At 28.9% G+C, this 24539-nt stretch carries 22 protein-coding genes and 1 pseudogene; 9 read left to right on the forward strand and 14 right to left on the reverse strand.

Annotation, left to right across the window (positions count from 1 at the left end; translation table 11 throughout):
• Positions 1–11 precede the first annotated feature (11 nt).
• Positions 12–443, forward strand: coding sequence for a dUTP diphosphatase (dut, locus tag C7448_RS01690; protein WP_115899627.1), 432 nt, complete (start codon positions 12–14; stop codon positions 441–443).
• On the opposite strand, the gene C7448_RS01695 is transcribed toward dut, so the two are convergent.
• From C7448_RS01695 to recA, 4 genes are all read right to left on the reverse strand, one after another.
• Positions 440–979: a GNAT family N-acetyltransferase gene (locus C7448_RS01695; RefSeq protein ID WP_115899628.1), complete on the reverse strand. Its 540-nt coding sequence runs from the start codon at positions 977–979 to the stop codon at positions 440–442. The genes dut and C7448_RS01695 overlap by 4 nt on opposite strands.
• A gap of 101 nt (positions 980–1080) precedes the next feature.
• Entirely contained in the window at positions 1081–2766 is a 1686-nt protein-coding gene (locus tag C7448_RS01700) for an amidohydrolase (protein WP_211321876.1), read from the reverse strand.
• A gap of 15 nt (positions 2767–2781) precedes the next feature.
• Positions 2782–3657 carry an AraC family transcriptional regulator gene (locus tag C7448_RS01705; RefSeq protein ID WP_115899630.1) on the reverse strand — a complete coding sequence of 292 codons (876 nt, stop codon included), beginning with the start codon at positions 3655–3657 and terminating at the stop codon, positions 2782–2784.
• 128 nt (positions 3658–3785) lie between these two features.
• Positions 3786–4793: a recombinase RecA gene (gene recA / locus C7448_RS01710; protein ID WP_115899631.1), complete on the reverse strand. Its 1008-nt coding sequence runs from the start codon at positions 4791–4793 to the stop codon at positions 3786–3788.
• Between the two features lie 115 nt (positions 4794–4908).
• On the opposite strand from recA, the gene C7448_RS01715 reads away from it, so the two are divergent.
• The gene (locus tag C7448_RS01715; RefSeq protein WP_115899632.1) at positions 4909–5484 is read left to right on the forward strand and encodes a pseudouridine synthase; all 576 of its coding nucleotides are present in this window, start codon (positions 4909–4911) and stop codon (positions 5482–5484) included.
• Between the two features lie 30 nt (positions 5485–5514).
• Positions 5515–8367: a T9SS type B sorting domain-containing protein gene (locus tag C7448_RS01720; RefSeq protein WP_115899633.1), complete on the forward strand. Its 2853-nt coding sequence runs from the start codon at positions 5515–5517 to the stop codon at positions 8365–8367.
• On the opposite strand, the gene C7448_RS01725 is transcribed toward C7448_RS01720, so the two are convergent.
• The 4 genes from C7448_RS01725 to C7448_RS01735 form a co-directional block, all read right to left on the reverse strand.
• Positions 8364–8804: a GNAT family N-acetyltransferase gene (locus C7448_RS01725; RefSeq protein WP_115899634.1), complete on the reverse strand. Its 441-nt coding sequence runs from the start codon at positions 8802–8804 to the stop codon at positions 8364–8366. The two genes, C7448_RS01720 and C7448_RS01725, sit on opposite strands and share 4 nt — an antisense overlap.
• A complete protein-coding gene (rpiB, locus tag C7448_RS01730) occupies positions 8804–9238 on the reverse strand; it encodes a ribose 5-phosphate isomerase B (protein ID WP_115899635.1) in 435 nt (144 codons plus the stop codon). Before rpiB ends, C7448_RS01725 begins: the two co-directional genes overlap by 1 nt.
• Positions 9239–9918: 680 nt before the next feature.
• Entirely contained in the window at positions 9919–10086 is a 168-nt protein-coding gene (locus C7448_RS15760; RefSeq protein WP_170136987.1) for a hypothetical protein, read from the reverse strand.
• Positions 10087–10161: 75 nt separating this feature from the next.
• The gene (locus C7448_RS01735; RefSeq protein WP_115899636.1) at positions 10162–11073 is read right to left on the reverse strand and encodes a diacylglycerol/lipid kinase family protein; all 912 of its coding nucleotides are present in this window, start codon (positions 11071–11073) and stop codon (positions 10162–10164) included.
• Between the two features lie 116 nt (positions 11074–11189).
• Here C7448_RS01735 and rnr point away from each other — a divergent pair, with 116 nt between their 5' ends.
• The 3 genes from rnr (at position 11190) to C7448_RS01750 (ending at position 14385) form a co-directional block, all read left to right on the forward strand.
• Positions 11190–13385 (forward strand): ribonuclease R, encoded by a 2196-nt coding sequence (gene rnr / locus C7448_RS01740; RefSeq protein WP_115899637.1) that lies wholly within the window; start codon positions 11190–11192, stop codon positions 13383–13385.
• A gap of 90 nt (positions 13386–13475) precedes the next feature.
• Complete coding sequence (locus tag C7448_RS01745; RefSeq protein ID WP_115899638.1) at positions 13476–14153, forward strand: head GIN domain-containing protein; 678 nt, start codon at positions 13476–13478, stop codon at positions 14151–14153.
• Between the two features lie 34 nt (positions 14154–14187).
• Positions 14188–14385, forward strand: coding sequence for a Sec-independent protein translocase subunit TatA/TatB (locus tag C7448_RS01750; RefSeq protein WP_115899639.1), 198 nt, complete (start codon positions 14188–14190; stop codon positions 14383–14385).
• Positions 14386–14448: 63 nt separating this feature from the next.
• Here C7448_RS01750 and C7448_RS01755 read toward each other — a convergent pair.
• Both C7448_RS01755 and C7448_RS01760 read right to left on the reverse strand, forming a co-directional pair.
• Positions 14449–14766, reverse strand: a pseudogene (locus C7448_RS01755) (heavy metal-binding domain-containing protein).
• 1 nt (position 14767) lies between these two features.
• Positions 14768–15694 carry an SPFH domain-containing protein gene (locus C7448_RS01760; protein WP_115899640.1) on the reverse strand — a complete coding sequence of 309 codons (927 nt, stop codon included), beginning with the start codon at positions 15692–15694 and terminating at the stop codon, positions 14768–14770.
• 131 nt (positions 15695–15825) lie between these two features.
• Between C7448_RS01760 and C7448_RS01765 the strand changes: the two genes are divergently transcribed.
• The gene (locus C7448_RS01765) at positions 15826–16224 is read left to right on the forward strand and encodes a DoxX family membrane protein (RefSeq protein ID WP_115899641.1); all 399 of its coding nucleotides are present in this window, start codon (positions 15826–15828) and stop codon (positions 16222–16224) included.
• Between the two features lie 143 nt (positions 16225–16367).
• Here C7448_RS01765 and C7448_RS01770 read toward each other — a convergent pair whose 3' ends face one another.
• The 4 genes from C7448_RS01770 to C7448_RS01785 form a co-directional block, all read right to left on the reverse strand.
• Positions 16368–17261 carry a class I SAM-dependent methyltransferase gene (locus C7448_RS01770; RefSeq protein WP_115899642.1) on the reverse strand — a complete coding sequence of 298 codons (894 nt, stop codon included), beginning with the start codon at positions 17259–17261 and terminating at the stop codon, positions 16368–16370.
• A gap of 83 nt (positions 17262–17344) precedes the next feature.
• The gene (mnmG, locus tag C7448_RS01775) at positions 17345–19222 is read right to left on the reverse strand and encodes a tRNA uridine-5-carboxymethylaminomethyl(34) synthesis enzyme MnmG (RefSeq protein WP_115899643.1); all 1878 of its coding nucleotides are present in this window, start codon (positions 19220–19222) and stop codon (positions 17345–17347) included.
• A gap of 30 nt (positions 19223–19252) precedes the next feature.
• A complete protein-coding gene (ybeY, locus tag C7448_RS01780; protein ID WP_115899644.1) occupies positions 19253–19669 on the reverse strand; it encodes an rRNA maturation RNase YbeY in 417 nt (138 codons plus the stop codon).
• Positions 19670–19762: 93 nt separating this feature from the next.
• Positions 19763–23056, reverse strand: a complete 3294-nt coding sequence (locus C7448_RS01785; RefSeq protein ID WP_115899645.1) for a DUF4175 family protein — start codon at positions 23054–23056, stop codon at positions 19763–19765.
• 198 nt (positions 23057–23254) lie between these two features.
• Between C7448_RS01785 and C7448_RS01790 the strand changes: the two genes are divergently transcribed.
• Entirely contained in the window at positions 23255–23485 is a 231-nt protein-coding gene (locus C7448_RS01790) for a hypothetical protein (RefSeq protein WP_115899646.1), read from the forward strand.
• Between the two features lie 148 nt (positions 23486–23633).
• Positions 23634–24479, forward strand: a complete 846-nt coding sequence (locus tag C7448_RS01795) for a hypothetical protein (RefSeq protein ID WP_115899647.1) — start codon at positions 23634–23636, stop codon at positions 24477–24479.
• Positions 24480–24539: the final 60 nt, after the last annotated feature.

Raw genomic sequence — 24539 nt, forward strand, 5'->3', positions numbered from 1 at the left:
AATCAAGAATTATGAATGTACAAATCATAAACAAATCAAAACACCAAACTCCAACGTATGAAACCGAAGGTTCTGCAGGTATGGATTTGCGTGCAAATATAGATGCTGCTATTACTTTAAAACCTTTAGAGAGAGCTATTATAAAAACAGGTTTATTTATTGCTCTTCCTGTTGGATATGAAGCTCAAGTTCGACCACGTAGTGGACTTGCAGCTAAAAAAGGAATTACTGTATTAAACTCTCCTGGTACTGTTGATGCGGATTACCGTGGTGAAATTGGTGTTATTTTAGTGAACTTATCTAATGAAGAGTTTATTATAAATGATGGTGAACGTATTGCACAATTGGTCATTGCAAAGCATGAACGTGTAAACTGGAAAGAAGTAGAAGTTTTAAACGAAACTGAACGTGGTGCTGGTGGTTTTGGAAGCACGGGAGTTTAAATAAGTCTTTTATATACTTGACTCATTTTTCTAACTTCATCAAACAATAATTCAAAGTTTAAAAAACAATGTGAATGATACTGGTACCCAAGTTTTTTATAGAATTCAAAAGCTTGCGGTTGCTCATCCATAGTATCTAACCATATTAATTCATATTGTTTTTTTCTAGCTTCCTCTTCTAACCAAGCTAATAATTGTTTACCAACACCTTTACCTTGGGTGCTTTTATGTAAATAAATTCGATGGAGTTTTAATGATTTTTTATTCTCAAGCCCTGATAATTTTTCTTCCCATAGAATTCTAAAAACCCCTATTATTTCTCCGTTGTAAAGAATAAAATAGTAGCTTGTTTTATCTTCTAATAATTCTTTTTCTAAATTACTTTTAGAGAATTGAGTTTGCACATACCAACTACCTGCATCTTTCCAAAAATGACTGTATGCTGCAGGATATATTTCTTCCATTAAATTAAAAAGAGATGTTGAATCGGAACTCAAAATCTCTTTTAATTGTATGCTTTTAGATACATTAATCATTGTCTTTTTAAATACAAAATTACTTATAAAAACAGTATAATTATTTACTAGTTTAGATTTACACTAAATCTTCTTTTTATATAATTTTCAAAACAATTTATTTATTTACTTTCATATATTTCTTTACCATTAAAAACCGTTAAAACTACTTTAGTTGTTTTAATTGTATTTGATGAAATTGTAAAAATATCTTGATTAAGAACGATGAAGTCAGCTAGTTTTCCTGCCTTTAAAGACCCTACTTTATCTTCTTGACGCATTACATAAGCTCCATTAATTGTATACGCTTTTACAGCTTCTTTTAACGATATATTTTGTGGTGCCCTTGTAACTGCATTCTGAATTCCTACAAACGGGTTTAAAGTACTTACGTTCCAATCACTACTCAATGTTATCCTAGCTCCAGCTTCTTTTAATGATTTTATTGGAACTTGATTGTCAGATAATTCTGCACCTAGTAAATGATTGTTTTCATGCCAATATTGTGGTTGGGTAAAATCTCCAGCTACTTGAGCATCAGCTGTTACATTTAATTGTTTAAACCTAATTAAATCAGAATTGTTTATCATTTCTACATGCGTTAATCGGTGTCTTCCTTTTGAGGTTCCACTTTGTTCAATGGCATTTAAAGCTTCTGTTACCCCTCTATTTCCTATAGCATGAATGTGAAAATCAAATCCAACCGATTCTAGTTCTTCAATATACTTTGCAATCCTTTCTTGTGTAAAATAATTAAGTCCGTTATTTGTTTTTAATCCAAAAAAGTCTTCTTTGTAGTTTGAATGTAACGCTGCTGTGGTATTATGTGTTATTCCGTCTGAATATAACTTTATCTGATTAATTTTTAATAGGCTATTTTCATCATTAGAAAACAATGATTTTAGCGATACTAATTGTTCTTTATCATTTTCGGTTGGATATGCCCATAAACCTAAATTAAATCGAGCAGTTAATTTACCATCATTAGCTAAATCTTTCCAAGTTTTATGTTGTTTTCTTTTCCAGTAAGTTCTTGCATCAGAAACTGATGTTATACCGTATTTTGCTAATTCAGGTAGTACATAAGAAACCATTCCGTCATACTCACCATCTGTATCTTTTAATGATTCTACTGCTTGCTGAAAAACTACATTGCCTGCATTATCTATTAAAATTCCTAATAATTTCCCTCCTTCTTTCATAATAATTCCACCTTGAGGATTCTTTGTAGAATTCGTAATTCCTTCTAACTCTAAACCTTTAGAATTTATCCACATTGAGTGTGATGTTTGTTCCATAATAATTACAGGTCTGTCTGAAACTGCTTCATCTATAATTTCTAATGGATTTCTTTTTGCATTAAATAGTGTATTTATAGAATGTCCAAAACCAATTAACCACTCAACATTTGGATTGTCCTTTGAAGCTTTTTGGATGGTTGAAATATAATTTTCTGCATTAGTTTCTTCTTCATTCAACACAAAAGCAGTGGTAGTAGATCCTACCTCCATAGGATGCATATGAACATCATGAAAACCTGGTAATACTAGTTTTCCCTTTAAATCAATTTTCTTAGCATTTTTATTGGCTTTTAATTTTGCTTCTTTATTTGTTCCTACAAAGATTATTTTATTTCCTTCTAACAATAATGCTTCTGCTAAAGGATTGTTTTCATCTACTGTATATATTTTTGCGTTGTAATATAATTTTTGACTGCTTATTTCAGTGTTTTTATTTGTAATTGCTACATCACTCGAACAAGATTTTATAGTAAAAACTATACTGCATAAAATAGTTAATAACTTCATTTTTTTCATGTTTTATTAGTGTTGTGAAATCATCTTTTTTAAAGGTACATAAATTTCTGTTTCGAATTCACTTTCATTACTTGTGTTCCCTTCATGTTTCGTATATTTTTCAATAAATGGTTTTTCTGAAACTTCAAAATTTGTAGTAAATAACCATCTTGTAAAAATTTTGTCATACGTTTTAGAAATACTTTGATATGACCCAACATGTGTAAATACAGCATAACATTGTTCTGGAATCGTTTTTATCTTAAACTTTTTTTGAGGTATTTTTTCTATAAAATTAACTTCAATACAAGCATCGTAATCATAATTTATAGTTTCTGAAATACTGGGTTCGTCCCATATAATTCCAAAACATTCAGCTGTATTAATATTTATATTTTGTGCAGATGCTTCTTCTAAAAACTCATCCCAAATAGTAGTTAACTTTGTACTATTATAATCTCCTTTAAAAGTAGTATATAGTACTTTTTTTGTGGGTAAAACAGTAATTTTTTCTTCAAAAAAAGGCATAATTTCTATATTTATTTGATTCTTTTTTTGAAATAATTCTTCTTTTTTATTTCTATACTTTGCTGGTGAAATTCCGAAATGCTTTTTAAATGATTTACTAAATGTTTGTACATCAGAATATCCTACTTCTTCAGCTATTAATTTAATTTCTGTAGAAGAGTATACTAACATTTTAGCACCGTTTTCTACTTTTATTCTTGTAACATAAGCTCCTATAGTTTCTTTATAGTATGCTTTAAATACCCTTTGAAGATTTCTGTATGAAAAGTTTGAAAACTCTTCAAGTTCTTTAATAGAAATTTTTTCATTGTATTTAGATCGTAAATAAGAAACAACTTGCTGTAACCGGTTTTTATAGAATTCTTTTGTTTCCACAATGCAAATTTATGCTAGGATTAGTGTTTTACTTTTGTCTTAAATTGACAACATTTAATGTACAAAAAAAAGCTGTTGAAATATTTCAACAGCTTTTTAGTAATAGTTAGAACTTTTTAATTTAAACCTTAATCTTGGTTTTCAATAGCATCTTTTATTTTATTTTCTAACTCTTCCATTAGTTCTGGGTTGTCTTTAATAACACCTTTTACAGCATCTCTACCCTGACCTAATTTAGTATCTCCGTAGCTAAACCACGAACCACTTTTCTTTATAATTCCGTAATCTACACCAATATCTAATACTTCACCAACTTTTGATATTCCAGCTCCATACATAATATCAAACTCAGCCATTTGAAATGGTGGTGCTACTTTATTTTTTACAATCTTAACCTTGGTACTGTTACCAATTACCTTATCACCATCTTTAATTTGTGTTCTACGACGAATATCTAAACGAACCGATGAATAGAATTTTAAAGCGTTACCACCAGTAGTTGTTTCAGGGTTACCAAACATAACTCCAATCTTTTCACGTAACTGGTTAATAAAAAATACCGTACAGTTTGTTTTACTAATTGTACCTGTTAATTTACGTAAGGCTTGTGACATTAAACGTGCATGAAGTCCCATTTTAGAATCTCCCATTTCACCTTCAATCTCAGATTTTGGTGTTAAGGCCGCAACCGAGTCAATTACTACAATATCTATAGCTCCAGAACGAATTAAATTATCAGCAATTTCTAAAGCTTGTTCACCATGATCTGGTTGAGAAATAATTAAGTTGTCAACATCAACGCCTAAACTTTCAGCATAAAAACGATCAAAAGCATGCTCTGCATCTATAAAAGCTGCAATTCCTCCTGCTTTTTGAGCTTCTGCAATGGCATGTATGGTTAATGTTGTTTTACCTGATGATTCTGGTCCGTAAATTTCTATAATTCTTCCACGAGGATATCCTCCTACTCCTAAGGCTAAATCTAATCCTAAAGAACCCGACGATATTGCATCTACATCTTCTACTTGGCTATCTCCTAACTTCATTACGGTTCCTTTACCGTACGTTTTATCTAACTTATCTAGTGTAAGTTGAAGCGCTTTTAATTTCGCTTCTTTTTCTTTATCTGCTGCCATAAATCGTGCTAATTATTTTAAGTAATAAGAACGGCTAAGTTATGAAAAACTAGCTTTAATATCCTATCTTTTTATGTTACATTTTGTAATATTGTGCTTCTTAAAAAAAGAAAAGATGCCAACCCATCGTCACTTCATGATTTACAAACCTTATGGTTTTTTATCGCAATTTATTACCAATCAAAAAAAAGGAGGTAAACATAAATTGTTAGGAGAGTTATTTAATTTTCCTTCAGGAACTATGGCTGTGGGTAGGTTAGATGTAAAATCAGAAGGATTATTATTATTAACTACCGATGGAAAAGTAAGTGATTTTATTACCACAAGAGGCAAGGTTGAAAAAGAGTATTATGTGCAAGTTGATGGAGCAATTACATTTGAAGCTGTTGAACAGTTAAAAAATGGTGTTGAAATTGGTTTTGACGGAAAAAAATATATGACTAAACCTTGCAAGGTTAAAATGATTGACATTCCTAATTTTCCTGAACGTTCTAAAAAAATTCGTGATGCTCGTCACGGTCCTACTCCATGGATATCGGTTACTTTAACGGAAGGGAAATTTAGACAGGTACGTAAAATGACTTCTGCAGTGGGTTTTCCTACACTTCGTTTGGTACGTGTTCGCGTGGGTGATATTGTATTAGGTAAAATGGATTCTGGTGAAGTTAAAGAGGTTGAAGAATTGATTTAGTTTGTTATTTTTACAGCTTTATAAAAAGCTATGAAAAAATATATCACTCTTTTACTTTTCTTTTTTACTTTATTTTCTTACTCACAAAATACTTATGTTCCCGATGATGCTTTTGAAAATTATCTAATTAGATATGGCTATGACTCAGGTCCATTAGATGACTATGTACCTACAAAAAATATAAATAACATTGAAAGTTTATTTCTTAATAATTTTGGAATAGAAAACTTTGAAGGTTTACAAGATTTTGTTTCATTACATACTTTAAAAATTATTGCTGGGAGTAACGTAAAAAATATAGATATATCAAAAAATATTAATCTTATAGATTTTCAAATATATGGAGCTCCTTTGTTACAAAATTTTGATATCTCTAAAAACATAAAGCTAGAAGTTTTTACTATAGAAAACAATAGTATAAACAAAATAGATTTATCTAAAAACTTAAAAATAAAAGAATTAACAATAGGAAATACAAAAATTAAAAACTTAGATTTATCAAAAAATTCTAATATTAAAAAAATTGATTTAAACTACGGAATTTTTGAAAATATAAATTTAAATAATAATAACAACTATTCAATAACCCAATTTTCATGCATAGGAAATTATAATTTAAAATGTTTTAGAGTTGATAACAAAAATTACAGTATAAATAATTGGATAAGTATAACTAATTCAGATGTTTTTAGTGAATCTTGTGGATCCTTTGAATTATTAACTTATATACCAGATGATGGTTTTGAACAATATTTAATTGATTTAGGGTATGATTCTGGTCCTTTAGATGATTATGTTCCTACTAATAATATCAGTACTATAAATAACCTATCAATATCAGGAAATGCTGCTTATATATGGGAAATAAAATCCTTACAGGGTATTGAAGACTTTATTGCTTTAGAAAAATTAACTATTGAATTAAATGAAGTTGTGACTATTGATCTTTCTAGTAATACCAATCTAAGAGAATTATATATTTATAGTGATTCATTATTAGAAAGTTTAATTATTTCTAACAATAGGAAGTTAGAAAATTTTTATTGTATTAACACTAGTGTAAATTCAATCGATTTATCCAATAATATAAATATAAGAGACTTAACAATAGGTAATTCAAGTATAACAGAATTAGATTTATCAAAAAATATTAAAATTGAACAACTTAATTTAAGTCATGGAATTTTAGAAAAAGTAAATTTTAAAAACGGTAATAATTCATCTATTACTCAATTATCCTGTATTGATAATCCTAATTTAACTTGTTTTCAGGTAGATAATGAAAATTATAGTAAAACTAACTGGATAGATATTGATGACAACTCTGTGTTTAGTAATAATTGTGCTGCTCCTCTATTAACCTATGTACCCGATGATAATTTTGAACAAGAATTAATAAATCTTGGATATGATTCTGGTCCTTTAGATGACTATGTGTTAACCAGTAATATTGAAAACATACTAGAATTAGAAATTCAAGAAAAAAATATTGCTGACTTAACAGGTATACAAGATTTTAAGAGTTTAACAAAACTTATATGTTATACTAATTCTATTACCTCTATAAATCTCGATAACCTTAAAAATTTGACACATTTAAATATATCAGAGAATAATCTTACAACACTAGATATTAGTAATAATTTAAAATTAATTGATCTATTTTGTAGTGATAACTTACTTGATGAAATAGATGTTAGTGATAATATCAAGTTAGAAAGATTGGTGTGTTCTCTAAATAAAATAAAGGATTTAGACATATCTAGGAACTTAGATCTATATCTTTTATGGTGTGAACATAATCTACTAAATCAATTAAATTTATCATTAAATAAAGATTTAAAAAGATTAAGTTGTGGAGGTAATTTATTTACTAGTATAGATGTATCAAATAATAATATATTAGAAGAATTTTATGCTCCTGATGGAAATTTAGAATCATTGGATTTATCTAATAATCCAAAAATCAGTTACTTCGTTGTATCTAACAATAAACTCACTTTTTTAGATTTAAGAAATGGTGCTAATCAAAATATACCTGGAAACAGTTTTAATACAACAAATAATAATTTGGATTGTATTCTTGTTGATGATAAAAATTTTAGTGAAGTAAATTGGATTTCTATCGATGCTACATCTACTTTTATTAATAATGAATCAGAATGTAATCAAACTACATGTAATATTACAGTAGATACTTTTAATGATGTTACTACCTGTGATAATTACTCTTTACCTAATTTATCTAATGGTAAATATTATACCAAAAGTGGAGGTAATGGAAATCAATTAAATTCTAAAGATATTATTACTACTTCTCAAACTATTTTTATTTATAACGAAGATTCAAGTAATCCATCTTGTTCAATTGAATCTTCATTTTTGGTTACTATAAACAATTCACCTGATGTTGATATTTTAAATGATGTTTTTGCTATTAATGAATTTACTTTACCAAATCTAACAAACGGAAATTATTATACTGAATCTGGAGGTAATGGAAATCAATTAATCTCTGGAGATATTATAACTTCATCACAAATAATTTTTATTTATAATGCTAATCCAGCCAATTTAAATTGTGATAATGAAAGTAGTTTTACTATCACGATTGAGCAAAAAGATATTACTATACCAAATTTCTTTACACCTAATAACGATGGAAATAATGATACTTGGGTTGTAAACGCTAATAACGATCTTATTAAAGATATTTATATTACCGATAGATTTGGTAAAATAGTAAGTAAGATTAAAGCAAATACTATTGGTTGGGATGGTTTATACAATGGATTACCATTACCTAGTAATACATACTGGTATCAAATAATTTTTACTAATGGAGAAACTAAAAATGGTGCTTTTGCTTTAATTAGAAACTAGTTTCTAACCATTCTTATATGTGGAATACCATCTTCTAAATACCCTTCACCTACTTGTTTAAACCTGTGAGATTCGTAAAATTTCTGTAAATACGTTTGTGCTGAAATTGTTATAGTGGTTGTTTTGTAGTTATCAACAATGGCTTTGATAGAAGCTTCAATTAAATCGTGACCATAACCATATTTACGTTCGGTTTCCTTTATTACTACCCTACCAATACTAGGTGTATCAAAATATTCACCACTGTTAAATAATCGTGTGTAGGCTATAATTTTACCATCTTTTACACCTATAACATGTAACGCTTTTTTATCTTTACCATCAATATCTTGATATACACAATCTTGTTCAACAACAAAAACTTCAGAACGTAATTGAAGTAATTCATACAGTTCTGAAGTTGTTAATTCTTGAAAATTTTTAACTTTAAATTCCATTAGCAATCACAAGCTATTTTATTTACTCTATTAGCATGACGACCACCTTCAAATTCTGTAGATAAGAAAACTTTCACAAAACCTAAGGCTTGTTGTAACGATACAAAACGAGCAGGAATCGTTAAAATATTAGCATCGTTATGTTGACGTGTTAATTCAACTAATTCATTATTCCAACATAAAGCAGCTCTTACACCTTGATGTTTATTAGCTGTCATTTGCGCTCCGTTGCCACTTCCACACAAAATAATACCCATTTCAGCTTGACCAGTTTCAACAGCTTCAGCAGTAGGGTGAATGGTATCTGGGTAATCCATACTATCGGTTTCATTTGTACCAAAGTTAATTACCTTATGTCCTAATTCTTCTAATAGGTTAACTATTTCAAATTTGTATTCGGTGCCTGCGTGATCATTTCCTACAGCGATTGTCATAATTTGTTGATTTTAATTCAGTTGTGAACTACAAAAATACAGTTATTCACGGTTATCAACAGTAATTAACAATGCTTTTTTTAGCATTCTTAATAACCTCTTTAAAATTAAGGGGTTAAACTGTATTACCAAATTGTTAAGAACTAGTAGTAGATTCTGAAAAGAAAATTTGATTTTCTAGATATTTTTTACAATACAAGAACAAGAATTAATTATGCAACTTTTTTTTTGATATTTTAATGAACATTTATCAACATAAAATTAACCCTTTCTTTACATTTAAAATGAAATTAACTATTCATAATTTTTAGTGAATTGCTGTTTATAACTTTTGTTAATAACTCCATTTTGTAGTTGATTTTTAAGATTTTATTCAAATAATAACTTGTTTATTTATTTTAATAAGTCACTTTACCAAAAATAAAATCTACTTTTTATGCTACATATTAACACACTATTATAACAATCATTTCTTTTTTTTAATTTTAAAAATCTTTTATATATATTATATAATATGTTAACAACAGTTTTTTTGAACTTCAAACTTTAAATAATTTACTTGTAAGATGAGAGATTAAATAAATTAGAATCCTTTTCTGTGTTTCTAGTAGGCAAATTGCAAAAAATAAGGCATTAATGCTACGTTTGTTGATAAGTGATAATAAATGTAAAGAAGTGCTTTAAACGGCTTTTTTATAAGCTTTGATAAGGTTAAGAGTGTCTTTAGCTTTAACTACTTCAGAAGGAGTTTTTTTATTCAAAGTCGTATTGATACTTACTACAGTTACGATAATTCCTGTAATAAATATAAAAATAAACAGCGCTATTATTTTGCGTAAGTTTTTCATTTATAACGACTTTCTTATTATAAAGACGTATGAGTTTAAGAAACGTTACAATTTATTTAAGTTTTTTTTAACTTTTTAAGGAACTACTATTCGAATAGCACTTTTAATAATACTAACTCTTACTTTCCCTTTACCTATTAACTCTCCATCTGCCTGAATATAAGGAAGATTATTTCTATTTTTTGGAGTTATTAACAATGATTTTGAAGTATATGTTTCTACTTTTTTATGCTGAAGAATTTTTCCGTTGTATAATTTTTTTATAGAAAACAATAAATCCCAAAAAGATAGATTTTTAGCTATGGTTATATCAAATAATCCATTATTAGAGTCTTTATAATCAGTTAATTGCATACCACCAGCAGCATATTTACAAATACCAAACAAAGTCATTAAACACTCGGTTTCAATTGATTTATTATCTATATCTACTTTAAAAGTAGTTTTTTTGTAGAATAATAAACCTGCTATTCCGCTAAGTAAGTAGGCTATAGGTCCAAACCTTTTCAATTTATTCAACTTATTAACAACATATCCGTCATAACCAATGCCTGCAACATTATTAAAGTAAGAAGTAATATCTGATAATTCCAAGTAACCGATGTCTTGAAAAATGGTTCTTTCCTGCTTTATTAAATTAATAGCTGCTTTTACATTTTTAGGAATAGTATAGGTTTTAATCCAGTAATTACCAGTACCTAAAGGTATTACAGCAACAGTTATTTCTTTTGAATTAATAGTATTTTGTGTCATAATTCCATTAATAATATGGTGCAAAGTACCATCACCACCTACTGAAATTATTTTTTTATACCCTTTATTAATAGCTTGTTGAACAATTATTTTTTCATGATTTGAATACTCAGTTTTAACATATTCATAAGTAATATCATTTGCTTTTAATCCCTGCTGAATTTCAGACCAATACTTATTAAAATTACCATTACCAGCTACAGGATTAACAATACCAAACCAAGAATTATTCATACAAATACTTTAAATAAAGAATGGAAAAGTACAAAATGAATTTATAACAGTTATTTAAATTACTAGCATTAATTTTATTTGTACTTTGGTTGAAAATTAAATAAGACGAAAGATTAATGACTAGAAAGAAAAAAATCTACAAAAAAAAGGGGAAAGTTATCAAAGACCTTACTCGAAACATTTTCAAAATACTTAACGAAGACAGTAATAAAAATTATAATTACAAGCAGATTGCTGCCAAATTGAAGGTTTCTGATACTGATGGTAAAAACCAGATTATTAAGAAACTAGCTGAATTAACAGCCAATCAAAAAATTAAAGAAGTTGACAGAGGTAAATATCAAATAAACGAAGATCGTAAGTATCATATTGGTACATTAGATGCTACTTCTAACGGTAATGCCTATTTTATTTCTGATGACTTCGAACATGATATTTTTGTTCCTTCAGTAAATTTAGGAAAAGGCTTACATAACGATACTGTTAAAGCTTATGTTTATAAAAAGCGAAGAAGTAATAAATTAGAAGCAGATGTTGTTGAAATTATAGATAGAGCTAAAACAGAATTTGTTGGTGTTTTACAAATGAATAAAAACTTCGGATTTGTGATACCTGATAGCAATAAAATGTATGCCGATATTTTTATTTCACAAAGTAAACTTAATGGTGCAGAAGATGGTGATAAAGTTGTTGCTAAAATGACTGATTGGCCTGAGAATTCTAAAAATCCGTTTGGAAAAATTACACAAGTTTTAGGAAGACCAGGAGACCATGATACCGAAATTCATTCTATTTTATTAGAGTATGGTTTACCGTATGAGTTTCCAACAGAAGTAGAAAAAGAAGCTTCTGAATTACCAATAGAAATAACTAAAGAAGAAATAGCTAAACGTAGAGATATGCGTGGTGATTTAACCTTTACTATTGACCCAAAAGATGCAAAAGATTTTGATGATGCTTTGTCATTTACCAAACTTGAAAATGGAAATTATGAAATAGGAATTCATATTGCAGATGTTTCTCATTACCTACAACCAAAGACAATTTTAGATGATGAAGCTTACGATAGAGCAACTTCAGTATATTTAGTTGATAGAGTGGTACCTATGTTACCAGAAATGTTAAGTAATGGAGTTTGTTCATTACGACCAAATGAAGAAAAATTGACTTTTTCTGCCGTATTTGAAATGAATGACAAAGCACAAGTTATCAACCAATGGTTTGGAAGAACAGTTACCTATTCTGATAAACGTTTTGCCTACGAAGAAGCACAAGCCATAATTGAAAACAAAAATAATATTATACCTGCTGATGTTTCTTTAACAGGTGAAGCCTATGAAGTTGATGAACAAATAGTAGAAGCTACATTAAAACTAGATGAATTAGCCAAAAAGATGCGTAAAAAGCGCATGAAATCTGGAGCTATTTCTTTTGATAGAGTTGAAGTTAAATTCGAATTAGATGAAAATGCAAATCCTACTGGAGTTTTCTTTAAGGAAGCAAAAGATGCTAATAAATTAATAGAAGAATTTATGCTATTAGCAAATAAAAAAGTGGCTGAGTTCATAGGTTTTTCTGGTGGAAAACCAAGTAAGAAAACATTTGTGTATCGAGTACACGATGAACCAGATGTTGAAAAGTTAGCATCATTACAAAATATTGTTAGCAAGTTTGGTTATAAAATCAATACAGAAACACGCCAAAAAACATCAGATAGTTTAAATAAATTATTATCAGATGTACATGGAAAAGGGGAAGCTAATATGGTAGAAACCTTAGCAATACGTTCTATGAGTAAAGCTGAATACACTACACAAAATATTGGTCACTACGGATTAGCATTTGATTATTATAGCCACTTTACTTCACCAATTCGTCGTTATCCCGATGTAATGACACATCGTTTATTACAACATTATTTAGATGGAGGAAATTCACCAAAAGCAGAAATTTATGAAGATAAGTGTAAGCATTCTTCAAAAATGGAAGAATTAGCTTCTAAAGCCGAAAGAGATTCTATTAAATACATGCAAGTAAAATACATGCAAGATCATAAAGATCAAGAATTTGAAGGTGTAATTTCTGGGGTTACTGAATGGGGAATTTATGTAGAGATAAAATCTAATAAATGTGAAGGTATGGTACGTATCAAAGATATTAAGGATGATTATTATATATTTGACGAAAAACAATATGCTGTGATTGGACAATCAACCAAAAATATGATTCAATTAGGTGATGAAGTTGTAGTAAAAGTTAAACATACCGATTTGGAGCGTAAACATCTTGATTTCAACCTTATTTCACATTAATTAGATAGCTTTAAACAATAAAAATTAGCATTTACCTTTATAGTATTGGTATAATTATTGGTTATACTCAATTAACTAATGGAATTTATTATGAAGAAATTAGCAATATTAAGTTTGTTTTTGATGACCGTTTTAGCATCAGCTCAAACAACCATAACTAAAAATTTAGGAGACTTTTCAATTGTAAAAGTCTATAATGGTATAGATTTAAAACTTGTTAAATCAGATGTTTCTAAAATTATAGTTACAGGTGAAAAAACAGATAAGGTTAAAATTAAGTTAGATGGAACTACCTTAAAAGTATTATTGAGATTCCCAGAAACTACTGCCGATGGTAAAGTTAAAGCAACGTTATATTACAATAAAACTTTATCAATAATTGATGCAAATGAAGGAGCGACAATTACAGGTAAAGACATTAATCAACAAAAAGTTGAAATTAGAGCCCAAGAAGGAGCTTTTATCAATCTTGTGGTGAATGTTAAGCATTTAAACGTAAAAAGCTCTTCAGGTGCTGTTATTAAGCTTTCTGGTACAACCAAGAATCAAAATGTAAATGCAGATTTAGGAGGAATGTACCACGGATACAAATTATCAGTAGAAGAGATGACTATTGTAAAAGCAGGATCTGGATCTAAAGTAGAAGTGCAATCTGGTGAAACTTTAGATGCTAAAGTATCGTTTGGAGGTTCTATTTTTTACAAAGGAAAACCAGAAGTATTTAGAGATAAAAAAGTAATTGGTGGAGTAATTGAACACCGAAGTTAATTTTGTATCTTTGTAGCGCAAAAATTTAATAAAAATGAATTTACTTACTATATTTTTAGGAATGATTGGACCATGGCAAATAGCCATTGTCGTTGCATTAGTATTATTATTATTTGGAGGTAGAAAAATTCCTGAATTAATGAGAGGTTTAGGAACAGGTATCAAAGAATTTAAAGATGCTACTAAAAATGAAGATGAAGAGAATACTGATAAAGCAGAAGATAAAAAATAAGATTAATACTTATTACAAATAAAAAAAACCGAAACATTTAATGTTTCGGTTTTTTATTTTTAGTTATATTTTTATAGTAGTACCTGAGGCTGTGACCATTAGCATACCACCATTGGCACCTACGGTTTCATAATCTAAGTCAATTCCTACCACTGCATCCGCTCCTAAGCTACGAGCTCTTTCAGTCATTTCTTTTAAAGCTATTTATTTAGCTTCTCTTAGAACTTTTTCATACGAACCAGACCTACCTCCTACTATATCTCTAATACCAGCAAAAAAGTCCTTAAAAATGTTTGCACCAATAATTGTTTCACCTGTAACAATACCTAAATATTCTTTAGCAGGTTTATTTTCTAACGAAGGTGTAGTTGATAATATCATATTATTCTTTGTCTTTTTTCTCTTGAGCTTTTTTCATGGCTTCCCCTATTTGATTACTTGCTGTAAAGCTAGCTACCATATCATTTAACATATTACTACCTGCTTGAGGAGAGTTTGGTAATAAAATTAAGTTACTATTCGTTTCTTCACCAATAGATTGTAAAGTATCGTAATGTTGTGTAACAACGATTAATGCAGAAGCTTCTTGACTGTTAATTCCTACTTTATTTAATACTTCTACAGATTCTTCTAATCCACGGGCAATTTCACGACGTTGATCAGCAATACCTTGTCCTTGCAAACGTTTACTTTCAGCTTCCGCTTTTGCTTTCTCAACAATTAAAATACGTTGTGCATCACCTTCGTATTGAGCTGCAGTTTTTTCTCTATCTGCTGCATTAATACGGTTCATAGCTGCTTTTACTTGAGAATCAGGATCAATATCAGTAACTAAAGTTTTTATAATATCATAACCATAATCCATCATAGCATCATTCAATTCTGTTTTTACTGCGATTGCAATATCATCTTTCTTAACAAATACATCATCTAAACGCATTTTAGGTACTTCTGCACGTACAACATCAAATACATAAGAAGTAATTTGATCATGTGGATAATCTAGCTTATAAAAAGCATCATATACCTTATCTTTTATTACCATATATTGAACAGAAACTTTTAATTTAACAAATACATCGTCTAAGGTTTTTGTTTCAACAATTACATCTAATTGTTGAATTTTTAAACTTAATTTTCCAGCAATTCTATCTACAATAGGAACTTTTAATTGTAAACCAGATTGACGGATGCTTTGAAAACGACCAAAACGTTCAATAATCGCAGCGGTTTGTTGCTTAACAATAAAAAATGAAGATAATAAAACGATAACCCCGATAGCAATAACCGGATACATGTAAATTGACATAGTTTTTAATATTTAAATGTTAGTAATTTTTTTGATAAAGATACTACTTAATAGTAGATATTTATAGGACGAATTTTTTCATAATTGTTACAATTCTTTTTTTAAAATTATATTTGTAAAAAATCAATTACATGGAACTTATACAACAAAGCATAACAGAAATTTTAATCTTACTTTTTTTAATCGTTACTTTTTTACAATCGGGAATTGATAAAGTGAGTGACTGGAAAGGAAATTTGTCTTTTATTAGAGGCCACTTTAAAGATTCACCTTTAAAAAATTCAGTACCAATTTTATTAGCCGTTATTTTAGTGATGGAATTATTAGCAGGTGCATTAATGTTTGTTGGAATTTTTCACTTATCAACAACAGGAAATCATAACATCGCTTTAATTGGTGCAGAATTATCTGCAGTAACATTAATCTTTTTATTAATTGGTCAACGATTAGCAAAAGATTATGCAGGGGCGATGACCTTAGCAGTTTACTTTATAATTGCAGTTTTAGGCGTATATTTATTAAATAGATAAAAACTATTAAAAATACAATAAATAATAAATATTTATTATTTAAAAACCTCTTAAAAATCTAATTTTAAGAGGTTTTTAAATTTCAATAAGGTATTTGTATGCTTTAGTGTTTAAAACTACTTAAAATAGCTTTAAATTTAGCTTTACTTACTTTTTAAGATGTAAATTAAAGAAGAATACTCACCAGAACGTTTTGCTTTCATATTTGACTTTAAACCTGTTAAAAAAGCATGAATAGGTCTTGATTTTTTTGTTTTATATTTTTCTGATAATAAAGAAACATAAAATGAATCAAACTTCATTGGAAGTGTTTTTTCAACTTTTATTTCAACGAATGAAAATATTTTTGAAATAGCTGTTTTTGAAAAATGCCATAAATGTCTTGGAACATCGTAAGCAGCCCAAAACTCTTTGTAGTGTTTTGAATCAAAGCTTTTATAATTAGGAACAGCAATGATTAAAAATCCATTTGGTTTTAAAAGTGATTTAAGTTGTTGTACATACTCTGTTAAATTAGGAATATGTTCTAATACATGCCAAAGTGTAATAACATCAAATTGCTTATTATCTATTTTAGAAATATCTTCTACAAGATTTATGTTTTTGTTTTTAGCAAAATCTCTAGCTTTTTCAGAAGGTTCTACTCCATTAATTCTCCATCCACCTTTTTCACATACTTTTAAAAAATCACCAGTACCTGCTCCAATATCTAAAATTGATTTTTCTTCTGTATTAAAAGAGTTAATCAATTTTAGTTTTTTCTTTAAAGTGTAATTTTTTACAAACTGATATGTTTTATCAAAAAGAGAAGTTTTACTATCTGTGTGTGAAATATAATCTTCACTAGCATAATATTTTTCTAAGTTGTTAGGTACAGGTGAAGTTACCAACATATCGTAATCTTCATTTCTCATTACCTCATAACTTTCTTTTGATACTGTATGATCAATACAGTTTAAAAAAGGTTTTAAGTTTCTGTAGAATTCTTTATCTGTAATCAAACTAATAAAATGTGTTGAGTGTTCCTTGTGGAACATTATTTTTTATCGAACAATTATACATAAAAAAAACAAAACGTTCCACATGGAACATTTTGTTTTTTGTAACTCTAAATTAGAATTTACCTACCCATGTAAACAAGTAGTACTGATATATCACTTGGTGAAACACCACTTATTCTACTTGCTTGTGAAATGGAAGTAGGTTGAATTTTTGTTAACTTCTCTCTAGCTTCATATGATAAAGACTTTACTTTAGTATAATCAAACGTAGAAGGTATAGGTACATTTTCCAATCTATTTAATTTATCGGCATTATTTTTTTCTTTTTCGATATAGCCAGAATATTTTAAATGGATTTCAACTTGCTCTATTATTTCATTATCAATAGCATTTTCTTGAATATAATTTTCAAGTTTTTCTATAGATCTAAAATCTGAAAAAGATAATTGTGGTCTAGCAGCAATCTTATATAATTTCATAGATTGATTAATGGTTGCTAAATTTTTACTCTCTAAAATAGGGTTTACCTCTTCTTTTGTAATACTTAATTTAGTGATAAAATCTATTAAATTTTGAGTTTTGTTTTGCTTCTCTTCTACTCTATCCATTCTTTCTTGTGAAGCTAATCCTAATTTATAAGATCTTTCAGTAAGACGTAAATCAGCATTATCTTGTCGTAATAAAGTTCTATACTCTGCACGAGAAGTAAACATTCGATAAGGTTCTTCTGTTCCTTTTGTAATTAAATCATCAATTAAAACACCTATATAAGCTTCACTCCTTTTTAAAATAAATGGTTTTTTATTTTGAGTTTTTAAGGCAGCATTTACACCTGCCATTAAACCTTGTGCAGCTGCTTCTTCATAACCCGTTGTACCGTTTATTTGTCCAGCGAAAAATAAGTTGTTAATTAACTTAGTTTCTAAATTATGTTTTAATTGTGTTGGAGGAAAGTAATCGTACTCGATGGCATAACCATATCTAAAAAACTTTACGTTTTCAAAACCAGCGATAGAACGAATAGCTTTGTCTTGAATATCTTCTGGAAGAGATGTTGAGAAACCATTTACATAAATTTCAACTGTATTCCATCCTTCTGGTTCTACAAAAATTTGATGACGTTCCTTCTCTGCAAAACGATTAATCTTATCTTCTACTGAAGGACAATAACGAGGTCCTGTAGATTTAATTCTACCATTAAACATTGGCGAGCGTTCAAAACCTTCACGAAGTATATCATGTACTTCAGGGTTAGTGTAAGTAAGATAACAAGAACGCTGTTTTGCTAATGTTTTTGTAATAGGTAAATACGAGAATTTTTCTGGAGAATCATCACCAGGTTGTTCAGTCATTTTAGAATAATCTAAAGAACGACCATCAACACGAGGAGGAGTTCCTGTTTTCATTCTACCAGCTTCAAAACCTTTTGCAACTAAATCTTCAGTAATACCAGTTGAAGCTCCTTCACCTGCTCTACCTCCACCAAAAGTTTTATCACCAATATGAATTAAACCGTTTAAAAAAGTACCAGCTGTTACGATTACAGTTTTAGCTTTTATTTCTAAACCTAAAGCAGTTTTAACACCTGTAATAGTATCTCCATCAAACAATAATCCATTAACAGAATCTTGATAAAAGTCTAAATTTTCTGTTTGTTCTAACATCGTTCTCCAACACTCTGCAAATTGCATCCTGTCTGATTGCGCTCTCGGACTCCACATAGCAGGTCCTTTTGATTTATTTAGCATTTTAAACTGAATAGCTGTCTTGTCAGTTATAATAGCACTATAACCACCTAAAGCATCAATTTCTCGTACTATTTGCCCTTTTGCAATTCCACCCATAGCAGGATTACAACTCATCTGAGCAATGTTTTGTAAGTTCATTGTAATTAACAAAGTGTGTGCTCCCATGTTTGCACTTGCTGCAGCTGCTTCGCTTCCAGCATGTCCACCTCCTATTACAATTACATCGTATGTCGTATTAACTAAACTCATTTTTTATAGTCAGTTCCACGTGGAACTTTTTTATGTTTTATCTAAAATTTCTAAACATTCATTTTCCTTAGAGCGCATCATTTGCTTCTCTTTCTCAGTCTTGTCTTTGTATTTCATATAATGTAAAATACCATGAATTATCACTCGGTGTAATTCATCTTCAAAAGAAGTACCAAACTCGTTAGCATTATCATTTACTCTTTCTATAGAAATAAAAATATCGCCCCCTACTAACTTACCCAACGTATAATCAAAACTGATAATATCAGTTAAAGTGTCGTGTTGTAAAAACTCAATATTGAGTTTATGTAAATAGGCATCGTCACAAAAAATATAGTTGATTTCTCCTAATTCAAAACCTTCTTTTTCTATACATTCTTGTATCCATTTAGAAGTGTTTTCTTCATTGTTTAATTGAAACTCGGTTTCGTAATTAAATGCAATCATTTCTTTATATCAAATACTATTGTTAATGTCTTTTTTTAAAAAAATCAATTAAAAAGCGATAGTATTTGTATAATCTAAAGGCTTTTTAATGTGTTATTTTTTATCCTTTGGAAGGCTAAAATACTCTTGCACCTTCTTTTTGTAATTTTGGCGCAAAGGTAGTGATTGTCTGTTTAATATCTCTGTTTGGTTATAAAACAACTTTTTAAACTCCAATTCTTTAGAAGTATTGTTATTAAACTCTTGTAAATTGGTATTCGATTTACGTTGCTTATCTTTATTTTGTTCAAAAGTTGCTTTGTCTAATTTTAGTAACTCATAGTTTAACTGTTGCATTCTATTTATACTTTCTTGCGTAAACCCTTTTTCTAAAATCTCATTTTCTAATTGCTCCATTTCCTTTAATGCTTTTTTAGTATCACCATTCCCTCTTTTTCCTTCCCTAATAGCATTTTCTAATTGCTCTCTTAACTGTGATTGTTCTTTATAAATTTGATATAACTCGCCATCTAAATCATCACTTTGTTCTCCGTTTTGTCCCTCTTTTTCGCCTTTCTTTTTACCATTTTTTCCGTCTTTTGGTTTTCCTTGATTTTTCTTTTGCATACCTTGTTTCATCTTTTCCATCAATTCGTTTTGTTTTTGAATGATGTCCGGTAAGCTAAACGATTTCCCTTTCCCTTTTCCTTTTCCGTTACCGGGTTTAGGGTTTTGCATGGCATCTAAAGTATTACTCAACATATCAGCTAATGTATTTGCTGAAGTCATTACATACTGTTGGTTTGATATTCCAGTCTGGAAATAATTATCCGCAAAGTTTTCTAAAGATTGATCTAAGTTATAATGAGCTTGTGCTAAGTGATCTTGAATTTTTGAAGATATACTAGGAACTCGCATTGAAAGCACAAACAAACTATCGTCAATATGTTCAAAATAGGTTTTAAGCTGATGTTGTTTTTGTAGGTTTTTACCAAAATTTGGATGCGATGAATTCGATGAAGAAAACTCATCCATTAGTGCTTCTTGGTCAAAAGAAAATTTAATTAAATTTTCTAAAATTTGACGCAATCCTTCCATGTTCTCCTCCTCCATTTCAGCACTCATCGATTGCATTGACTGTTGCATTTTTTGACTCATTTCCTGCATCTTTTTAGCAGCTTTTTTCTGATTTTTTTTAGTTTCTGAAGCATTATTTTTATCTAAGTTTTCCTCAGCTTTATTTAGTTCTTGTTGAGTTTTCTTTTCTAAATCTTCCATAGAAGGCATTTCCATGGGTTGTTTTAACTCTTGATTGTCTTTTTCTAAGTCGTCTAATTCTTTCTTTGCATTTTGAAACTCTTCATTAATCTCTTGTTGCTCTTCTTTACTAGCTTCTTTTTTACTTAACTCTTCTTGTTTTTTAGACAAATCATCAAGTTTATTAGCTAGTTGATTCATCTTTTGTTCAACATAAAAACGTTTAGTCATTTCTAAAATACGTTCCAAACTACGTTCCTGTTGTTTATTTTGTTCAGCTAGTTCTTTAGTCTTTTTAATTAACTCTTCTTTCTTCAGTTTATCTGCTAGCTTATGTAATTGATCTAGTAATTTTTGCTGCTTTTCTAACTTCTTAAGTTCTTCAATACGCTTTTTAAGGTTCTCTTTTTTCTCTTGAAGTGTTTCATTTTCCTCTTTCTTTTCAGAAAAATTTTCTTGTAATTTTTGTGTTTGACGTTGCATCATTTGCTTGTATTGCTCTTGACGCTTTATTAAATTCTGAATTTTTTTCTGATCATTCCAGTTGATATTCTTTTTGTTTTGTAAATCAAACTGAATCTTTTCTAAATCTTTCTTGCTTTTTTGTTGCTGATCTAACGAATTAGTTATGTTTTGAATGTAGTTTTTTTGCTCTTGCAATAGCTCCTCTTCTATTTCCTCTTCAGTTTTTTGACGATAACTAAATTTTCTACTGATGGCCTTTTTACTACCATTTACAAGATCATTATCGTATACCTGAAAGTACATTTCATAGTCTATTCCTTTCTTTAAATCTAAGCTTCCAGGAAACTCTAAATAAAAGGTCTGAATAATCTCTTTATTAATGTTAATTAATTGATTATAAGTGTTTTGGGTATTGTTTTTATCATAATAAACCAATTGTAATTTCTTAAAACCGTAATCATCAGAAATTTGACCTACAAACTGTGCGTTACCTCTCGAAATACTATCAATATTTGAATTTACAGTAATTGTAGGATATTCATCTTTCGTCACATTAATAGAAAACTGCAGCTGTTCGTAATCTGTTAGGTTTTGATTAGAGGTAGTTATTTGATAATTTGTATTATTTAGTACTCGTTTTGTAAACTCAAATTCGTTGTTTTCTTTTTGTTTAAAAATTGTTCTTTTTTCTTTTTCAATGAAGGTAACTGTATCGGTTTCAGAAGTTTTAATGCCCCATTTTATAATTGTTCCTTGTGGAACATTTAAGTTTCCGGTATTGTTTATAGTTTCAGAAGCTTTTCGTATGTATGATGGATATGTTAAGTTCAATGATATATTTTGAATAGAAGGAGTTTTAATAATCGTTATGTGATACTCATTAGATTCAATTCCGTTGGCACTTGCATAAAAAGTAATTGGATTTTGGACTTCAGAAAACGTATACGAAAACAAACCATTTCCTTCATTCTCCATAAAGTATTGTTGATTATTAAAATGAATTTTGGTTTCCTGTGGTATTACCTCCCCTTCTGTTTGTAAATACACGGTTACATCTTTTCCTTTAATAACACGTAAATCTTTTGCAGTTAAATTAAAATAAAAAGGAGCTGGTGGATTATAAGCTACGGAATGATTTACCATACGATTAAAACTTTGTGAAAGCTTAACAGAAGTTCCTGTAAGCAAAGAAATACTCCAAATAAGAAAAGGAATTAAAGCATACTTTATATATTTTTTATTTCCACTAAAATCGATAGCTTTATTAAAAGAAACAGGTTGTAACTCTTTCGACTTTTGTTCAATACTAGCAGCTAATAAATCAGACTGCTGATTGTTTTGCTGCAATTGTAAAACATTTAATAATTTATCTTTTACCTCAGGAAAATGATTTCCGATGATTTTAGAAGCCTCTTCAAAAGAAATTCCTTTTTGTAATCCCACAATTTTAAAAATAGGAAAACAAATAAAACGGAATAGTAAGAATACTTCCACCACAATAAATAACCAAAACAAAATAGTTCTAGCTGTAGGTTTTAACCATAAAAAGTATTCAATAAACAGTGTAAAAAGTAAATAGATTAATCCTAATGCGACAAATAAAATGCTTCCTTTTATCAATTCATTAGTGTAAAACTTCTTGCTAAACTGCTGTAGCTTTTGTTGTATTTTATTAAAATCTTTCATATCTAAGTATAAAAATACATGTTTTATGAAGAAATCTTAGTTAAAGATTTATTTAAACGCACATATCCTCTTAATAAATCATTTTAAAATAGTATTTAAAGAAAAAATAAGGACTTTCCATACCTTTTATAAGGTAAAATAGGTGATTCGTATTTAAAGTTGAATTAAATTGCTAGTACTAATTTAAAAACTTTAAAGATGTTAAAAAACATTTCAAACTTAGGTATTCTACTGAATAAAGTAGCTCAAAAAAATATTAATGGAGGATTTTCAGGAAATAATGAATGTGATATTACAGGTTGTCATGAAAGATACCCTGGAGGAAATGGGTATGTTGGTTTCGGAGAAGGAAATCCATGTGCATTTGATACGCCATATGATATAAGCTGTGTAGGAATTATACAAAATGGATTGTGTTGCATAAGTTAAAAACTTCAAGTAGAATGTATGAAAGCAGTATTAAATTTAATGCTGCTTTTCTGTGAAGTGTAATTAATAATAAAAAAATATTACTTAAAAAATAAGTCTTTTGTAAGGAACGAAAGCTTTTGTAAACTAATTATAAAATCTTTTTAGCATGAAACAACTAGTTTTACCAGCATTATTTTTAATTACACTTAATGCTTTTTCTCAAAGTCCATGGACAAAAAATAAAAACGAAGGATACATTCAAGTATCATATACTACTATTGGGAGTTATGATAAAATCTATGGAACCCCAGACTATAAACCACAACGAGAAATAACCGATAATACAGTACAACTATACGGAGAATATGGTGTAACTGACAAAACAACACTATTTGCTAACATTCCTTTAAAAATGGTAAAAACAGGCGATTTTACCGAAGACATGTCAGTAATTTTTCCTTCTTTTACCATTGATGAAGCTTCAGAAACTTTATTAGGGAATATTCAATTAGGAATAAAACATAACTTTTCTAATAATAAATGGTTGCTTTCAGGACAACTTTCTATAGAAGCAAATACAAGTACCTATAAAGAAAATTCAGGATTACGAAGTGGTTACGATGCGTGGACGTTTACCCCGTTGTTTTTAACAGGTAGAGGTTTTGATTCATGGTATATACAAGCGTTCACAGGGTTTGATATTAGAACTAATGATTATAACTCTAACTATAAACTCGGAGGAGAAATAGGGTATAAAGCACTAAATTGGTTATGGATAGCTGGGTTTTTAGATGGTGTTGCTTCTTTAAAAAATGGAGATATAGTATTACCTCAGGAAAATTTAGCTACAGGTTTGTATGTAAACGATCAAAGCTATGCTGCCTTTGGATTAAAACTTATAGGTGAGTTCAATAAATCTTTTGGAGCTAATGTTGGTTTCGGAGGAGCTTTTGCAGGAAGAAATGTTGCCAAAGCCCCAGCATTGAGTTTCGGATTGTATCATAAATTTTAAAAAGTATGGTTTTACCTTACTTTTTGTAAGGTAAAATAGACGACGAGTGTTTAAAGTTGA

This window comes from Tenacibaculum gallaicum, assembly GCF_003387615.1.
GTDB classification, from domain to species: Bacteria; Bacteroidota; Bacteroidia; order Flavobacteriales; family Flavobacteriaceae; genus Polaribacter; species Polaribacter gallaicus.

Excerpts from the sequence above, each read along its gene's own strand:
- dut (WP_115899627.1), top strand. The coding sequence starts at position 12 with ATGAATGTACAAATCATAAACAAATCAAAACACCAAACTCCAACGTAT.
- C7448_RS01695 (WP_115899628.1), bottom strand. The coding sequence starts at position 979 with ATGATTAATGTATCTAAAAGCATACAATTAAAAGAGATTTTGAGTTCC.
- C7448_RS01700 (WP_211321876.1), bottom strand. The coding sequence starts at position 2,766 with ATGAAGTTATTAACTATTTTATGCAGTATAGTTTTTACTATAAAATCT.
- recA (WP_115899631.1), bottom strand. The coding sequence starts at position 4,793 with ATGGCAGCAGATAAAGAAAAAGAAGCGAAATTAAAAGCGCTTCAACTT.
- C7448_RS01715 (WP_115899632.1), top strand. The coding sequence starts at position 4,909 with ATGCCAACCCATCGTCACTTCATGATTTACAAACCTTATGGTTTTTTA.
- C7448_RS01720 (WP_115899633.1), top strand. The coding sequence starts at position 5,515 with ATGAAAAAATATATCACTCTTTTACTTTTCTTTTTTACTTTATTTTCT.
- C7448_RS01725 (WP_115899634.1), bottom strand. The coding sequence starts at position 8,804 with ATGGAATTTAAAGTTAAAAATTTTCAAGAATTAACAACTTCAGAACTG.
- rpiB (WP_115899635.1), bottom strand. The coding sequence starts at position 9,238 with ATGACAATCGCTGTAGGAAATGATCACGCAGGCACCGAATACAAATTT.
- C7448_RS15760 (WP_170136987.1), bottom strand. The coding sequence starts at position 10,086 with ATGAAAAACTTACGCAAAATAATAGCGCTGTTTATTTTTATATTTATT.
- C7448_RS01735 (WP_115899636.1), bottom strand. The coding sequence starts at position 11,073 with ATGAATAATTCTTGGTTTGGTATTGTTAATCCTGTAGCTGGTAATGGT.
- rnr (WP_115899637.1), top strand. The coding sequence starts at position 11,190 with ATGACTAGAAAGAAAAAAATCTACAAAAAAAAGGGGAAAGTTATCAAA.
- C7448_RS01745 (WP_115899638.1), top strand. The coding sequence starts at position 13,476 with ATGAAGAAATTAGCAATATTAAGTTTGTTTTTGATGACCGTTTTAGCA.
- C7448_RS01750 (WP_115899639.1), top strand. The coding sequence starts at position 14,188 with ATGAATTTACTTACTATATTTTTAGGAATGATTGGACCATGGCAAATA.
- C7448_RS01760 (WP_115899640.1), bottom strand. The coding sequence starts at position 15,694 with ATGTCAATTTACATGTATCCGGTTATTGCTATCGGGGTTATCGTTTTA.
- C7448_RS01765 (WP_115899641.1), top strand. The coding sequence starts at position 15,826 with ATGGAACTTATACAACAAAGCATAACAGAAATTTTAATCTTACTTTTT.
- C7448_RS01770 (WP_115899642.1), bottom strand. The coding sequence starts at position 17,261 with ATGTTCCACAAGGAACACTCAACACATTTTATTAGTTTGATTACAGAT.
- mnmG (WP_115899643.1), bottom strand. The coding sequence starts at position 19,222 with ATGAGTTTAGTTAATACGACATACGATGTAATTGTAATAGGAGGTGGA.
- ybeY (WP_115899644.1), bottom strand. The coding sequence starts at position 19,669 with ATGATTGCATTTAATTACGAAACCGAGTTTCAATTAAACAATGAAGAA.
- C7448_RS01785 (WP_115899645.1), bottom strand. The coding sequence starts at position 23,056 with ATGAAAGATTTTAATAAAATACAACAAAAGCTACAGCAGTTTAGCAAG.
- C7448_RS01790 (WP_115899646.1), top strand. The coding sequence starts at position 23,255 with ATGTTAAAAAACATTTCAAACTTAGGTATTCTACTGAATAAAGTAGCT.
- C7448_RS01795 (WP_115899647.1), top strand. The coding sequence starts at position 23,634 with ATGAAACAACTAGTTTTACCAGCATTATTTTTAATTACACTTAATGCT.